The sequence below is a fragment of the Dyadobacter subterraneus genome, from assembly GCF_015221875.1.
Classification (GTDB): domain Bacteria; phylum Bacteroidota; class Bacteroidia; order Cytophagales; family Spirosomataceae; genus Dyadobacter; species Dyadobacter subterraneus.
In genome coordinates this window covers 1878764-1894262 of sequence record NZ_JACYGY010000001.1, presented here as the reverse complement: position 1 = coordinate 1894262, position 15499 = coordinate 1878764, and the positions used below count along the sequence as shown (strand labels likewise).

General features: G+C 42.9%; 13 protein-coding genes. All 13 read right to left on the bottom strand.

Going from position 1 to position 15499, the window contains the following annotated elements:
* Nucleotides 1-2: 2 nt before the first annotated feature.
* The 13 genes from IEE83_RS07780 to IEE83_RS07720 all read right to left on the bottom strand — a co-directional run bounded on the left by IEE83_RS07780 (nt 3) and on the right by IEE83_RS07720 (nt 15480).
* Complete coding sequence (locus tag IEE83_RS07780) at nt 3-824, bottom strand: class I SAM-dependent methyltransferase (RefSeq protein ID WP_194120040.1); 822 nt, start codon at nt 822-824, stop codon at nt 3-5.
* Nucleotides 825-845: 21 nt separating this feature from the next.
* Nucleotides 846-3524 carry a TonB-dependent receptor plug domain-containing protein gene (locus IEE83_RS07775; RefSeq protein WP_194120039.1) on the bottom strand — a complete coding sequence of 893 codons (2679 nt, stop codon included), beginning with the start codon at nt 3522-3524 and terminating at the stop codon, nt 846-848.
* An 18-nt stretch (nt 3525-3542) separates the two neighbouring features.
* Nucleotides 3543-6689: an nSTAND1 domain-containing NTPase gene (locus IEE83_RS07770; protein WP_194120038.1), complete on the bottom strand. Its 3147-nt coding sequence runs from the start codon at nt 6687-6689 to the stop codon at nt 3543-3545.
* 14 nt (nt 6690-6703) lie between these two features.
* Nucleotides 6704-7123, bottom strand: coding sequence for an ATP-binding protein (locus tag IEE83_RS07765; RefSeq protein ID WP_194120037.1), 420 nt, complete (start codon nt 7121-7123; stop codon nt 6704-6706).
* A gap of 11 nt (nt 7124-7134) precedes the next feature.
* Entirely contained in the window at nt 7135-7455 is a 321-nt protein-coding gene (locus tag IEE83_RS07760; protein ID WP_194120036.1) for an anti-sigma factor antagonist, read from the bottom strand.
* A gap of 135 nt (nt 7456-7590) precedes the next feature.
* Entirely contained in the window at nt 7591-9711 is a 2121-nt protein-coding gene (gene glgX, locus IEE83_RS07755; protein WP_194120035.1) for a glycogen debranching protein GlgX, read from the bottom strand.
* Between the two features lie 3 nt (nt 9712-9714).
* A complete protein-coding gene (locus tag IEE83_RS07750) occupies nt 9715-10053 on the bottom strand; it encodes an STAS domain-containing protein (RefSeq protein WP_194120034.1) in 339 nt (112 codons plus the stop codon).
* A 27-nt stretch (nt 10054-10080) separates the two neighbouring features.
* Nucleotides 10081-11904 carry an AGE family epimerase/isomerase gene (locus IEE83_RS07745; protein WP_228101717.1) on the bottom strand — a complete coding sequence of 608 codons (1824 nt, stop codon included), beginning with the start codon at nt 11902-11904 and terminating at the stop codon, nt 10081-10083.
* 66 nt (nt 11905-11970) lie between these two features.
* Nucleotides 11971-12393 (bottom strand): VOC family protein, encoded by a 423-nt coding sequence (locus IEE83_RS07740; RefSeq protein WP_194120033.1) that lies wholly within the window; start codon nt 12391-12393, stop codon nt 11971-11973.
* Between the two features lie 4 nt (nt 12394-12397).
* Nucleotides 12398-12976: a DJ-1/PfpI family protein gene (locus tag IEE83_RS07735; protein WP_194120032.1), complete on the bottom strand. Its 579-nt coding sequence runs from the start codon at nt 12974-12976 to the stop codon at nt 12398-12400.
* 26 nt (nt 12977-13002) lie between these two features.
* Entirely contained in the window at nt 13003-13395 is a 393-nt protein-coding gene (locus tag IEE83_RS07730; protein WP_159471397.1) for a nuclear transport factor 2 family protein, read from the bottom strand.
* 97 nt (nt 13396-13492) lie between these two features.
* Entirely contained in the window at nt 13493-13915 is a 423-nt protein-coding gene (locus tag IEE83_RS07725; protein ID WP_194120031.1) for a hypothetical protein, read from the bottom strand.
* A gap of 32 nt (nt 13916-13947) precedes the next feature.
* A complete protein-coding gene (locus tag IEE83_RS07720) occupies nt 13948-15480 on the bottom strand; it encodes a GMC family oxidoreductase (RefSeq protein WP_194120030.1) in 1533 nt (510 codons plus the stop codon).
* Nucleotides 15481-15499: the final 19 nt, after the last annotated feature.

Below are 15499 nucleotides of genomic sequence, written 5' to 3'. Positions count from 1 at the left end.
TATTAAATAGATGCTTTCTGAGCCAGATAAACGCCTTGTTTGAAGAACAGACTAACGTTGTCATCTTCGAAAGTAAACCGGGTTTTTTCAGAAAATCCTTCACCCTCTGATTCCACCATTTCGAGCAGATAAGTATTCAGCGCCTGTAATTTTTCCATGTCTCCCTGCAACTCGGAATACAGGCGATATTTACTGTTGAAATTATATGTGAAAGCTTTGGCCAGTTCATATTTTTCGAAACGGGCGTTTTCAAGCAGATAGTAAAATGCTTCCTGTGTGATAAAGTTTCTATTTTCTACCAGTGAATCATATCCTGCCAGACTGTCTTTTTTACGGAACATATTTCGGTAAAAATGTACCGTCGAATCGTCCAGAATTGTTTGCCATAAAATCAGTTTTCCGCCAGGTTTTAGAATCCTGAAAATTTCGCTGATCATTTTGACCTGTTCACCTGCCGGCAGTTCATGCAGTACCATTTTGGTTACTACTTTATCGAAAAAATTATCCGGATAATCCATCGAAGCGGCGCTGTTTTGCTGATAAGAAACCGATCTCATCTGGCCGATAGAATCCAGAAGTTCAGAAACTTCTATCTGTGCTCTCTGAAGCTGGACAACACTGAATTCCAAAATGTAATAATCAATGTCAAGCATAGGCTCTCTACCAATAATTGCCTGTGTTACAGGCGCATATCCGGCACCACAATCCAGTATCAAGTCACCATCCTGCGGATCAATGATCGCTACGAGATCATCAAACATATCATCGCTGAAATTGGTAACGCTTTCATAACGGATCACTCTTTCATCATAGGAATTTTTCATAGAAGTCGGGTTGACATTTTGTTAAAAATTGAGAATAACGCGGAGCATTGAATTGATGCCCTTTTGAGGAGTTCGGTAAGCCTGTTCTATGCCATTAGCGCTTCGGATTCCCGGATCGGAATACTGGGCGTTCAGGACATTATTTACAATTAGTTGAGTCTGAATTGCCGTTGTCAGTTTGTAAGTAATCGCAGTATTGATCAGGCTAAAAGACGGAAAGAAGCCGTTTGGCTGTGGATTTGCAGGAACAGAAGTGCCCTGTCCAACTCTTCTTCTCGAAACATAATTAAATCGCAGGTTAACATTCAGCCTGTCGTTATTCAGGAAAACGCCATTGATTCCGGCGTTGAAATGATTGCGGGCAATATCACCTACGATCAGTTTTTTATTGGTAATGGCGTCCGTAACAATACCTCCGGCGATAGAATCTTTTTTGGCATCTGTAAAAGTATAATTACTGTACAAACTGAAATTTCTGGAAATCTTATAATCAAAAACAGCCTGAACACCAGTCACATAAGATTTCCCTGTATTATTTTTTTGCAGCGTGTAGCCGTTATTATACGGCACTGAAATTTCTTCAATGATGTCTTTGTAAATGGCGTGATAAACACTCACGTCCAGTCTGGCATTTTTTACGGGACTGAAATTGAAAGAGATCTCATAGTTATTGGCTCCTTCGGGTTTTAGATTTGGGTTGGCGATTAATCTGGTAGGTGCGGAAGTTGAGTATCGGTCGCGGCTTGAAGCGTCCTGGAACGATCTTGCATAAATGGCTTTTATCACAAATTTCCCGGGCGTATAAACAACGGCAACGCGCGGATTAAACTGTGCTCCATAACCGCCGCTTCTGCGTATACGACTGTAATCAAAACGCTCTCCCAGGGTCAAACGCAAAGATTTATTCACTTCGTAAGTTCCCTGCGCATATGCTCCGATGTTGATTTGTCCAAACAAATTTCCACCCAAAACATTATCAAAATCACTTTTTCCAAGATCTTCTGCGCTTACATAATAATCATCCCGCAGTGTGGAATCAATCGTTATTTTTTTATAATCACCCTGAATTACACTTTGACGAACTTCCAACCCACCGACAATATCGAGTCTGGAATTAGGGTTATAAAGCATTTTCAATTCGTTCCGGTATTGCTGTGATTGCTGGTAATAAAACTGGGTGCGCCAGAATGGTGCAGTGTTTTTCAGCAGACTCGCGCCTGTCAATGCTTTATTGGAATAATTACGGATCGTAACAATTCTGGAATGGTCATTGATCTGCGTGGTACGGTATTGGGACGTATTGATTATTACAAGTTTATCCTTGATAATCTCTTTCTCATAAATTGCATAATACAGGGATTGCCGCGGCTCCCAGATATTGCCGTTAGCAGAACCTGCCCGGGAATTGTCGTTGGAATACGTTAGCGAGCCCTGTATGTTTTGCCAGTTTTGAAAACCCAGTGTAAAATCACTGACCTTCAGACTTCCTTTGATATAAAAGTGCTCCAATTTGTTGGAGTAGCCAATCGGACTACCATTTAAATTTCCCTGCAAAGCTGCTTTATCGAAGTTTCTGGCTGCATTTGCTCCAAGATCTGTGAGATTTGCCGCGGTAACATTTCCGTTAATATCCCTGGCAACGGTATAATAAGGATTTCCATCCTGGATCTTGTTTGCAGTAACAAAAGCAGCCGCGCCGGTGGTGACGCTCATTATTTTTTTGTAATCGATCTTGTCGTAATCCGCCGGATTGAAATTGTACTCATTGTATTTTGATAAGTTCTGCTCATTGGAATAATATCCTCTCGAAGTAAGAGAGAAAACAACATTTTTAAACTTTGCTGCCGCGGTTACATCAGCAAATTTTGTTTTGTAGGCCCCATAACCCATATCCGCTGAAACACCCACTTTTTTGTCTTTTTTGATAAAATCACCCGGCTGTTTTGTGATCACATTGACCACTCCCAGAAAGGCGTTGGCGCCATACATGGTGGATGCAGGACCGTAAACTATTTCTATCCTGCTTACATTTGAAATCGGAAACTGTCGGTTCCAGTACACAAAATTTCCCCAGAAATCGTTTTCCTCAATACCGTTGATCATAAACAGCGTTCTTTCCGTATTACTGGAACGATAACCTCGCTGATAAATATTGGAATAGGTTGATCCATAGGTTCTTGACACATCAAAACCTGGCAAATCGCTGAATAAAGCTTCCAGATCAATATAACCACGCTGCCTGATTTCCTCTCCGGTAAGAACCATTACGGTTGCAGGCGCTTTATTGATATCTTCCAGTTTTTTAGAAACGGAACTCACCCGGACAACTCTTTCCTGCGCATTTTTCAGCTGATTGACAATCGCAATGAATCTCACAGAAACGGATAAATCCAGATCCGGCTCATAAGCAGGATTCATCGTCAGCATTTGTTTTATATTTTCCGTAGCCTTTTCAGTCGAGTCAATGGCCAGATATGTCATAGAAAGAATTTTATAAGCATTGATCTTTTCCAGATCAGTAAATCCTTCTTTCAGACAAGGATCCAGCAAGCCAAAAACTTCCTGAAAATTCCCGTTGCTATATTTTTTCTGCGCTTCGGCTATTTTGAACTCCCCACAAATATCCTGTCCATATACCGGCAAAAACTGCCCGGATATGCAAAGCACCAGAAGAATTAAAATGTAAATATTCAATTTCATAACCACGCTGATTAGAGATTACTCCCTGATTGTTTTCTGATAATCAATGTCTTTTCCGATATAGGTATTCCATTCGTCGGTAGTAAAATTTCGCTTTACCATAGACAGCACCTTGGCATACAGCTGATCCGTATTGATGTCCCAAACCCTCACAGATTTGTCTGCACCGCAGGAAATCAATTTGTTACTATCAGCCGTGAAACACAGATCCATTACCCAGTTATCATTATCTCTGATGACCACAGGCTGCTGCTGCAACAGAATATCTTTGTAGTTCCAGATATGAATAGAGCCGTCATAACTGCAACTGGCCATTTTTTTTCCGTTTGGTGAAAAAATGATACTGTTTACAGCCGAAGTATGTCTCCCGGTAATAGAATTTCCTCTACCATTGATTGCATTGTTTTTAAGATTCCAGGCATAGAGCGAACCGTAATTGTTGCTGGTAATAAGTCTTTTTCCATCCGGACTAAAAGCCAGTGAGGAAACCTGATTGCCAAATTCCAGACCGTTGTACACAACAGGATTTTTTTTCAAATCACTCAGATCAAAAGCCAGGATTTTACCTCCTGTTGAACCGCACATCAGAACCTCCCCATCCGGACTGATGGCTGCGCATAATAATGGGTGACGGGTACGGACATTTTGAATCGAATCCAGTGAATTTCCATTCACTTTCCAGGAACGGATATTTCCCTCAGAGCTAATCGAAATAAGCTTCGCTCCGTCGTGCAGCAAAGTATTGATAGGTGCATTTTGGGCGCGAATAACTTTTGGCGGAGCGGTTGCAATACCATCGTTCCAGCTAAACAGACGTCCGTCACTACTTCCTGCAAAAACATTTTTTCCGTCCGCAGAAAATAATACAGACCTCAAATCCTTATTTACCCCCTTGGGTATCGGGAAACTTTCAGGCTTTTGCGACATATTCGCGAGCGACCAGATTTTAACCGTACCGTCTTCACTTGCTGATGCAAGTTTGGTATGATCGGCATTAATGGAAATTGAGCGGACAATATCCGTATGTCTTCTCAAAACCATTTTGGACTCCGCCAGTTTCGAAAGCGCATTAAAAACATCAGGTGAATCCTTCGCATCCTTATCATTAAAACGGTAAGCCTGCAAAGCCAAAAGAGCTGCTATATCATCCTTACTTTCAGGCATTTGATACGACTGAATCGCAATGGAACGGGCCACTGCCAAAAGCCTCAGCTGCTTTTCTTTTTCTGTCGCCGCATCTGCTTTTACACGCTGCCTGTTTGCAACCAAAACAAGCGTATCCACCTTTACCTTTTGTTTTAAAACTTCCAGTTTTTCGTTTTCTACAATCCTTTTCTGCTCCTGGGTTTCTGCCAAAGCCTGCTTTGCCACATTCTCACTCTGATTTGCGGAAAGTTTTGCCTGTACAGCTTCCTTCTCTTTTTTGACCGCTATTTCCCTTTGCTGAAATGCAATCTGTTTTTGTTCATCAGTTAAAAGACGCTGCTGTTCAGCTATTTCCTGCTGCTGCTCTGCAATCTTACTTTGAACAACAGCTTCTTTGGATTGTTCTTCTGCACGTTTCCGCTCCGTTTGAGCCACCTGTTCTTTTATGTCGGATTCCTTTAAAGCTTGCTTCGTTTCTGCCTGTAAATAAGTAAGATAAAGCACAGCAACAGTTGCCACAATGGCCAAACCGATACCCATAATGGCCAGATAACGGCTTTGAGTCAGCGCTTTTCTTTGTTTATCTTCCTGGCTTTTAACTGCAAATTCGAATTCTTTCCTGCTGTATTCCAGATAGTTAATCGCTCTTTCAAAGTACGGATCGTATCTTTTTGCCCACTCAGCCGTTGGTTTATTTTCTTTTTGCCATTTTAATCCAAGCTGCAATTCGGGATTGACCCATAATCCTGCTTTTCCGTCATTATAAAGAAGTGCCGTTGTACTTAATTGTTTGTAAAGCTTGGCCGATTCCAGTTCCTCGTCAATCCAGCGACTCAAACGTTTCCATAAGTTCAGAATTCTCTCAGCAGTCAGGTCAATAATTGTGTCCGGACTCAGAAATATTCCCTGATGCGGGGATAAAAAAGAAACGCCTCTTTCCCGAAAAGCATCGATAACGTCAGTTAATTGATACTCAGGAACTCCCGTAATTTTTACAATATCTTTTAGTGGTGTAGGACGAAGTGTAGGCGCATCATTTGCACCCAGCACGATCAATGTCTTGAATAATTTTTCTGCTGCGTTTTTCCTTCTGTCGTCAAGTTTTTGGTTATAGATTTCCTCAGCATGCACTGTAATGGAATTTTTCATTGTGCCAATTGCCTCATATTCAGTGGTGGAAATCGGAACTGAAACGGGCTGCGTGGCATTCCACTTATTCCAGGTTCTTAGCAGCGCATGCTGCAGAATCGGTAGCGAATCCGGATTGTTGTCAATTTCTGAAAGTAATGTTTCAACCAGTTCCGGTGAAATTGTCGCTCCGGATGTTTCAATAGGTTTAACGATCACCTCTTTCACTTCCTTCCGCGTCATTTTCGGAAGCAAATAGTAACCAAGATTTATTGCCTCGGTTAATCCCTTAAAATCTGTACAATGGTCCAGATAATCAGAACGCATTGTAATTGCAGCATAAGCAAGGGCATGATCCGGGTTGATCAGTGTTAGAATTATTTCAATAAAAACCGAGGCTTCCGCTCTTATTTCCCGGTCTCCGCCAACGGCCATTTCATACCGGAATACTTCTTCAAATTGATCGATAACCAGTAAAAGCTTGTTTCCGCCCAAAGCGGAAACAAGCTTTAAAATCACTTCTTCGGCGGCATTGAGCGGAAGCTCTGTTTCAGAAAAATCTTCCGAAAAATCGGTAATAGCCATTTTTCTGAGCTGAGCGTGTAAAGCGCCAACAAGGTTGCGGACAGGATGAGCTCCTGGCTTGAACACCACTACCGTCCATGCTTCATTTTCCTCAATGGATTTTTCCAAAGACGGAATCAGCCCCGCCTTAATCAGCGAGGATTTGCCACTACCCGAAGAACCAATCAATGCGAGAAAACCGCTACCAAGGAGCTTTTGACGCAGCTCTTTGATATGACTATCCCTGCCAAAAAATAAAGCATGGTCTTCATATTCATAGCTTCTTAGCCCGGGAAAAGGATTGGACAGCGTGGTAATATCGACCATATTGTTATTTACTTTTACGCTTTTTTCATTATAAATTTATTCCGATTTTTTCCTGTCGAGAAATCGTAAGAAAAATCATCTACCCCATTGACAGTCAGAAAAATACCCAACCCGCCTATTTCTCTTTCTTCCAGCGGAAGAGAAAGATCAAGCGCTCCGGGCAATTCATTTTCCAGTGGATTAAATGGCTTGGCATCGTCTTCCAGAATGACGATCAACTCGTTTTCCGTGACTTCGCTCAGCAACCGGTAAGTCCCGTCAATCTTCTCACTTTCGTAACCATACAAGATGATATTGGTGGCAATTTCGTCGATTGCCACTTTAAGATTATAGGTAGATTTTTTGGATAATCCTGCCTGTTGCGCAAGCGCTCCTATGTAGTCCCGCAAGGGATCCAGAGAATCGACATTACCCGGAAAACTTCTGGTTTCCATGCCCATGAGATCTATACAGGATATTGATCAACAATTGTTACGCTATGGTGCAGACCCGTTTTTTCAAGCGTGTCAACGATTAATTCTTGTGGTTTTACGATATAAATGCTAAGGCCGACACCTATTTTTTGTTTAGAAAAAATAAGTACCCGAAGGCCGGCCGATGACATAAAATCAAGCTTTTCCATGTCCAATACCAATGTTGATATCGATTTGGTTGAAAGTTTTTCAATTTCCGTTTGAAAAACCCGGGCTGACAGTGAGTCAAGCTCTCCTACCAGTGTTAACGTTGCTACCGGTTCAGCTACAACAGAATCTATTTTGAAAGCCATGAGTATTTTTATTTTTTAGTTTTGGTCAAAAAGTTATTTTGGCTGTCGGCTTTCGGCAATCGGCGGTCAGTTTTGGGTAATCATAATTTCCTGACCACTCAACTAACCGCTAATTGCTACTGCCTAAAAGCTATTTCATTTGCCTACAAGAATTACTGTCGATCTGCCGCCAACCAGGAATCTGCCTTGTTCGCTCAGGATTGGTTCTTTTCCAATTTCGAAAATATCCTCACCTGACGGCATGCTTGTATTGACTGCCAGATACCAGTTTCTACCCGCAGAAAGTACAGGCAACTCGTAATAAAGAGCATCCCAATACGTGTTCATCGCGACGTAGATCATATCATCTTTAATACTGCCGTTTTTCGCATGCGCACCATCCAGCATAAACGCAAGGCATTTGCTCGAATCAGAATAATCCGGTTTCCAGGCTTGTGTTCCGTGGAAACTGATATCCGGAAATCCGCTGCCAACATAATCCCTGTGCTGGAAATGGGTGGCACTTCTTAGCACCGGATGCGCCCTTCTGAACCGCAAAATGTGACGGGCAAAATTGTAAATATCCGCGTTCTTTTTTAGCAATCCCCAATCCGTCCAGTTCAGTTCGTTATCGTGGCAATAGGTATTGTTATTACCAAATTTTGTTACACCCATTTCATCTCCTGAAAGAATCATCGGCACACCCTGACTAACCATCAGAATGGAAAGTGCATTTTTGATCTGGCGGTGACGAAGCTGATTGATACCTACATCTTCGGTTTCGCCTTCTACACCGTGATTCCAGGAATCATTATCGTTTCCGCCGTCATTATTATTTTCGCCGTTGGCGATGTTGTGTTTTTCATTGTAAGCGAAAAGATCGTACAAAGTAAAACCATCATGACAGGCAATAAAGTTAATACTGGCTGTTGGTCCGCGGTAGTAGTAAAGATCAGGAGAACCCTGAACGAGCTGCGCCATTTTGCCAACCAATCCGTCATCACCTTTCAGGAATTTACGGATTCCGTCGCGGTATTTTCCATTCCATTCAGCCCAACGGCCATAGGCAGGAAACGATCCAACCTGATAAAGTCCGCCTGCATCCCAGGCCTCAGCGACCAGTTTACATTTGGCCAGAATAGGATCATGTGCCAGTGATTCCAAAAGCGGCGGATTGCTAAGCGGCGCACCATTCTGATCACGACCAAGAATAGCTGCAAGGTCAAAACGGAAGCCATCAATGTGGTAATCGGCAGCCCAGTAACGCAGACAATCGAGTACCATATTTCTTACAACCGGATTGTTACAATTCAATGTATTTCCTGTTCCGGAAAAGTTGAAATAATAACCTTCCGGCGTCAGCATGTAATAGGTTTTGTTGTCAATGCCACGGAAAGAAATGGTATGTCCGCGGTGATCACCTTCGGCAGTATGATTAAATACCACGTCCAGCATTACTTCAATACCGTTTTTATGCAATTCCTTGATCAGCGTTTTCAACTCATCAACCTGCATTCCAAACTTTCCGGTAGCGGCATAACCTGCTTTTGGAGAAAAGAAATTCACAGTACTGTAACCCCAAAAATTGACGATCAAACCGCCTGTTACCGGATTTTCCTTACTGTTTTCCCATTCATCAAATTCATAGATCGGCATGAGCTCAACACAGTTGATACCCAGTTCTTTCAGATATGCAATTTTACTGCGGATGGCTGCGAATGTGCCCGGGTTTTTAACTTCCGAAGACGGGTGCTGCGTAAAACCTCTTACGTGCATTTCGTAGATCACAAGATCTTCAATCGGCGTTTCCAGCGGGTGATCATTCTCCCAGTCGAAATCTTCAAAAACAAGACGCGAACGGTAAGGATAAATATCATCCCAGTTAGGTTTTGCCAGCCAGGTATCTCGTCCGCCAATGGCTTTTGCATAAGGATCACTCAGGATAATGTTTTTGTCGAACCGATGTCCTTTTTCAGGATTGAAAGGACCGTCCATACGGTAACCGTATTCCAGTCTTTCATAATCCAGATCAAAAACAATCATCGAATACACATTTCCTGTGCGGAATTCCTCAGGAAAACGGATTTCAGCAAATGGTGCAGATTCTCCTCTTTCAAATAAAACCAGCGTACAATCAATCGCTTCACTGGAATAAATACTGAAATTGATACCATTTGGAACCATCGTAGCTCCAAACGGAAGCACGTGACCTCTCCTGAATTTTATTCCTTCCTGTTCGTGGGTTGGATAATAGTCTATGCGTATGTCTGTCGCCATGGCCTAATCCTGTTTTAAAAAGGAAAGTGCCTCATCCTGTTTTTCAACGATTTTGAAAAAGTTGATAAACCCGGTCATCGACATCACATCCTGAATTTCTTCGGAAACACCTACTAAAACCACTTTTCCGTTTTTCGCTTTTACGTTTCTGTAAAGCATCAGAAGTACCCGCAGACCAGCGCTGGACATAAATTCAACCGCTGTCAGATCAATCGCGATTATGCTTGATTTATCTGTTGCAACTTTGGTGTTGCGTTCAAATTCCGGCGCCGTTTTACTATCAATGTTGCCTTCTACTTCGACGACAGCGATGTCGTCGAAGTCTTTAATTGTAACTTTCATAGGAAGTTCGTTAGTATGTTTTTACAACTACTTGGCAGGGCTGATCTGTACTTTCACACGTACGGCTTTGTCGGATTCCGGCAGCGTTACTGTCAGCGCCTGGGCATCGAAATTTGTGTATGGAACGTCGTCAATAAATACTTCGCTGATGTAGATACTTCCCTGTGGCAGAATATCCGGCGAAACGCGAAGGATATTATCTTTAAATCCACCCGGATACGGCTTGAAGTAGAAATAAGTCGGCTCTTTTGTGATCAGCAAATTGATATAAACTGCTGACAGATAGCACAATTCAGTACTGTGATACGCGCTCATCGAGTGACTTCCTTTGAAACGTTCTGTTCCAAGCAGGTATGGCATACCATTTGAGAATACGTTGAAATATACACCGCCATCGTCTGTATCCAGGAAGAAAGCATTGTAGAAAGCAGCGGATTCACGGGCGTATTTTTTGTAGTCTTCATCACCAAGAACACCGTACATGATCAGGTAAGCCAAAATCGCCTGTTCCTGCTGCCACCATGCCTTGCGGTCGTGCCATACGAACTGGTGTTTTCCACCGGTTTTAGCAACCCGTTCCACCACATCATACCAACCGCCACGTTGCTGATCTGAACCAGCAGCCGGCATCAATTCTGCGATTTTTTTGGCAAAAGCAAGGTATTCGTCTTTTGGTGTCAAGGATTGCTGACGGATCAAATTCCATGCAATTTTCAGGTTGTGGCCTACTACCGCACGGTTTTGCTGCCATCCCCAGGTTTGGTCTTTGCTCCAATCTTCAAAGAATTTCTCCTGAACAAATGGGCTGTTTTCGTAATCCGGGAAATGTTTTGTGATTGTATCGAAGGTGTATTCAAGGAAATCAGCATGTTTTTTCTCGCCCGTTGCCAGATACAAATTGATCAAATACGCCGGCGCGTGATCACCAACCGAGTTCCAGTTTTTACGTGCACGGTTATGAGCCAGCGACTCTTCGTGTGCGTCCAGAGAAATCGGGTCAAGATGAGAGAAATAACCTTCCCCATTCTGATCTTTGAAATATTTTTCAAAAAGATCAATCGTTTTGTCAATGTCAAAACGGATTTTTGGATCTCCCGTGATGCGGTATGTCTGCGTAGGGCCGGCCAGTGCGTAAATCTGCTCATACATAGGAAGCGAATCCAGGTCATCACCAAATTCAGAAGTCAGAAGTTTGGTTTCTTTTTGACCTTCAACTTTCAAACCGTGATACCAGTAAACAAGATCGTCGTCCTGGTCAAAGAAACGCATGTGGTCACGAAGATATTCCGTACCCAGTTCTGCACCTTCAAGAAATTCTTCTTTTCCGGTCAGCAAATATGCCGAAGCGAAACCGTAGACCATACGGGAAATTGTGTCCGTTTCCTGAAGATAATCTCCTTTTTTCGAACCACCCAGATGTAGCATCGTGCGGTAGTTCTTGTAATTAATTTCGTCTTGTGGATAGTTGAACTGCCATTTCAAATAACTCGTAGCGATAGAACTAATTTGCTCAATCCACCAGTTTTGTTCTTCGTGACGATACTTCGAAGGCTCATTTCCCGGGAACACCAGTTGCTGCGCCTCAAAAGTTGCAGAATCCTGGCCTGCGTTTGGATAGAAAGTACCGTACGCAAAAACATACTGCCCGTTTGTAGCGAGGAAAGTATCAATTTCGCCCGGATTTTGCCATCCTTCGGTCAGGTTACGGGTTCCGCGCGCATAAGTAGAAGGAATCAGGTTTACCTTGAATTTTCTATTATCGGAAGTTTCTAAAAGAAACCAGCGTTCCTGTGGACTGAAGGCATACACATAGCCCGCAATGGTGTCTGAAAAGGTGAAGTCTATATTCATTTGGATTGAGAAAAAGGGTTGTTGATTTAAATTTTCAGATGAGAATAATTCAATATTTTGTGCGGGTCAGGCAAGGTCTTCCTGATCTTTATAACCCTGCGTGATTTCAATGATATTGCCTTCGGGATCTTTCAGCCAAACGGTTTTCCAACCCGGAATCACGTCGTCAAAATGTAGCGGACCAAGCGTTACAACCGCGTCAGAACCCATTTCTTCCAGTTTTCCTTCAACATCATCGACACTAAAAGCGAAGTGACGAAGACCTGGATAATGCGGACCGTCTGCTTCTGCCATCGGGCATGGACGGTTTTCTTCGGGAGGAAAAACTTCGAAATAAAAGCCGTGATCATTTTTTAGAAAAACGAGCTCGGCATCGTCTCCCAGACTGATCACTCTGGCTCTTCTGAAACCAAAATGTTTTGCGTAAAAGGCTTCAAATTTTGCGAGATTTTTTACCGTCACCGCCAAATGAAAAAAGGATGTTTCCATGGTTTCAATATTTTGTCGATTCAGATAAAATCTCAATAATTTTCTTCGCAAACAGATGCGCGTGTCCGCCGGAACGGCCTGTTACCAAGTCACCGTCAACGACCACATCTTCGTTGGTGTAAATCGCTCCATATGCTTTTGCATCACCGATCAGGTTGTTATGACAAACCAGTTTTTTGCCTTTTACCAGTTCCGTAGCAGGCGCCGTGAGCCACAAACCGTGACAGATTATTCCTTTTAAAATGCTTTCTTCTGCAAAAGCGCGTTTAAGAAATTCGGTAGCAGGTGGAATTTTTTCTACGTCCTCAGTATAGCGAAGACGGTCGGAAACCATACCCGAGGGAACGATGATCGCACTGTAACTGCGTAATTCTTCGTCGCTCATATTTTCAAAAGATTCCCAGCAGTCCATCGGCACTTTGTACTCGTGGCCGGTAAAAGTTATTTTGTCATTTCCCCAAAGCCGCGACAAAAAATGGATCTCGGCGCCTTCTTCCGGAAAGCGGTATTTATAGTAGAAAATTTCGTTTTCGAAGTAATCGGCTTCAAAGAGAATTCCGATTTTTTTGCCGGCAAGTTTCATGTCTTTTATATTGAGGAGTGATAGAATTAAGCCAAAGTTCCGTCCGGATGCTGCACCATACCAGCAAAGTGAATGGCGATTTTCCCGTCTTTCAAAACCCAGCTATCTGCAAAACGCATTTCACTTTTCGCTCCTCCGGCAGTCATTGTGATCTGTTCTGTGATCATCAATGTTTCAGGGTTTTCCGTTTCAGCCCAAAAAACGATATCTGTTTCCAGACCGTCAATTCCTAAAATTCCCTGCATATGTTCTTTCACCTGCTCTCTTCCCTGATAAATTACCGGAGATTTCGAAAAGCTGCTGATCAGCGTGGCATCATCTGTATATTGGTCCAAAAGCGCTTCAATATTCTTGTCCAGAATATGCTGAATGTGCTCCTTGTACATTTTTCCCAATTTGGTATCTGGTACGTTTTTCATTGTTCAGGATTTTAAAAAAGTGGTTATTTCGGGATGAACAGGGACCTGCCTTTTGTTGACAGATCCTGCTCTAACGTTGAGTAAAGCGGTGTTCTAATTACAGTGTTGCCGAGCCTTCGTGGTATTCCAGGCCGTCAACGATATATTTTGTGATGATGGCTTTGTCGCCAAGTGCTTTAACTTCCCAGGTTTGGAAGGCGTCACACTTGATGCGTTTGCTATAAGCTTCCGGCGCGTTCCATACGCTGGCTTCCCATTGTACCACCACTTTCACAGTAGCCGTATCGCCGTTAATTACAGGTTCAACGACTTTCACCGTATGCACTTCATCAAAGAAAATACGGATCACACGTTGAAACCAGCCTTCAAATCCTGCATATCCATATACCGTAGCTTCCGGAAAAACCATTTCAAGTTCTTTGTCGGCCAGGTGTGGCAGTACCTCAACCATCGGTACGTGCACGTCAAGTTTTTTATACCATTCGGTAGCTAATTCCTTTATCGATTCCTCAGTAAGCATTGCTTCTAAATTTTATATTGAATACTAGATTTCTAATCATTTAAATGGTCTTCAAGGATCATGTCAGCCGCTTTTGCACCGATGACAAAACTGGAAGCTACTGTATTTCCGCTGGTTACGGTCGGCATTACGGAAGCATCTGCAACGCGTAAGCCAATTATTCCATGCACTTTAAGTTTTGGATCAACGACTGCAAGTGAGTCCTTTCCAATACGGCAAGTGCCGGCAGGATGCCATAAGGTGGAGCTTTGCGAACGGATATAATCCGTGACGTCTGCTTCGCCCGGAGCCATTTCACCACCACTCAATTCCTGAAATGCAGGTGTCGTGGCGAGATTTCGAACCAGTTCAACCGCGTTTCTCAACACTTCAACATCCGCTTCTTTTTCAAGATAATGTGGGTTGATAATCGCTGGTTCCAGCGGATCTTTTGATGTTAATGTCACTTCCCCCCTGCTTTCCGGCTGAACCAGAATCGGAAGAAAAATACAGATCGGTCCGCCAAAATCTGGTAATAATGGGGCCAGTGGTCCGGGTAAACTTGGTGTAAAATTCAGCTGTAAATCAACCAGTCCGCCATCTTTTTTTGTATTGACAAAAAGGACATTTCCCGTCAAAAGCGTCGTTTGCGGCATTTCAATTTTGGAACGAAAAACCATAGGAAGCTGCAAATGATCCTGAAGATTTTTTCCAACGCCGGGAAGATCTGCCACTACTTCAATATCCAGGGCTTCCAATTCAGCAGCAGGCCCGATTCCTGATAATAATAACAGTTTAGGAGACGCAAGCGCACCGGCTGAAATAATCACTTCTCTCGAAACAAAAACCTGATTTTTTATTCCACTGATAATGTATTCAATTCCTATGGCAGTACCATTTTCAATGATAATTTTAGTCGTCTGGCAACCTGTTAGTATCGTTAAATTTTCGCGATCAAAAACCGGATCTATAAAAGCTGAGGCACCGCTTGCACGTTTGTCATTTTCTGTGATATGAAATTGAATCAAACCTGCACCATTTTCCTGACGAGCTCCGTTGTAATCCCAATTCGGTCCGTCGTAACCAAGTTCCATCGCACCTTTCAGAAAATGTTCAGAGCGCATTACATCATCAGGACAATCACGAATGGATAATTCTCCGCCGGTTCCGTGCAATTCCGAAGCACCGTTTTCGAAATTTTCAAGTTTAATAAAATAGGGCAAAAGATCATCATAACCCCAGCCATCTGCCCCCTGAGCTTTCCAGGCTTCAAAGTTTCCGGGATTGCCACGGACGTACATCATGGCGTTAATAGAAGAACTTCCTCCCAACACTTTTCCCTGATTAATAACAATCGAACGATCAGCTAATCCAGGCTGGTTTGTAGTTTTTAGCGCCCAATCCAGTTCCGAAAACCACAGACTTACAAAGCCACCGGGATCTTTAATCGCAGGATTTTGATCTGCACTTCCCGCTTCTACAAGCAGAACTTTATTGGCCGGATTTGCGCTCAGCCGATTCGCCAGCACACTTCCGGCAGCACCAGCGCCTACAATGATATAATCGTATTTAGAATCAGAATCCATAACTTTTTATAGAGGAGGG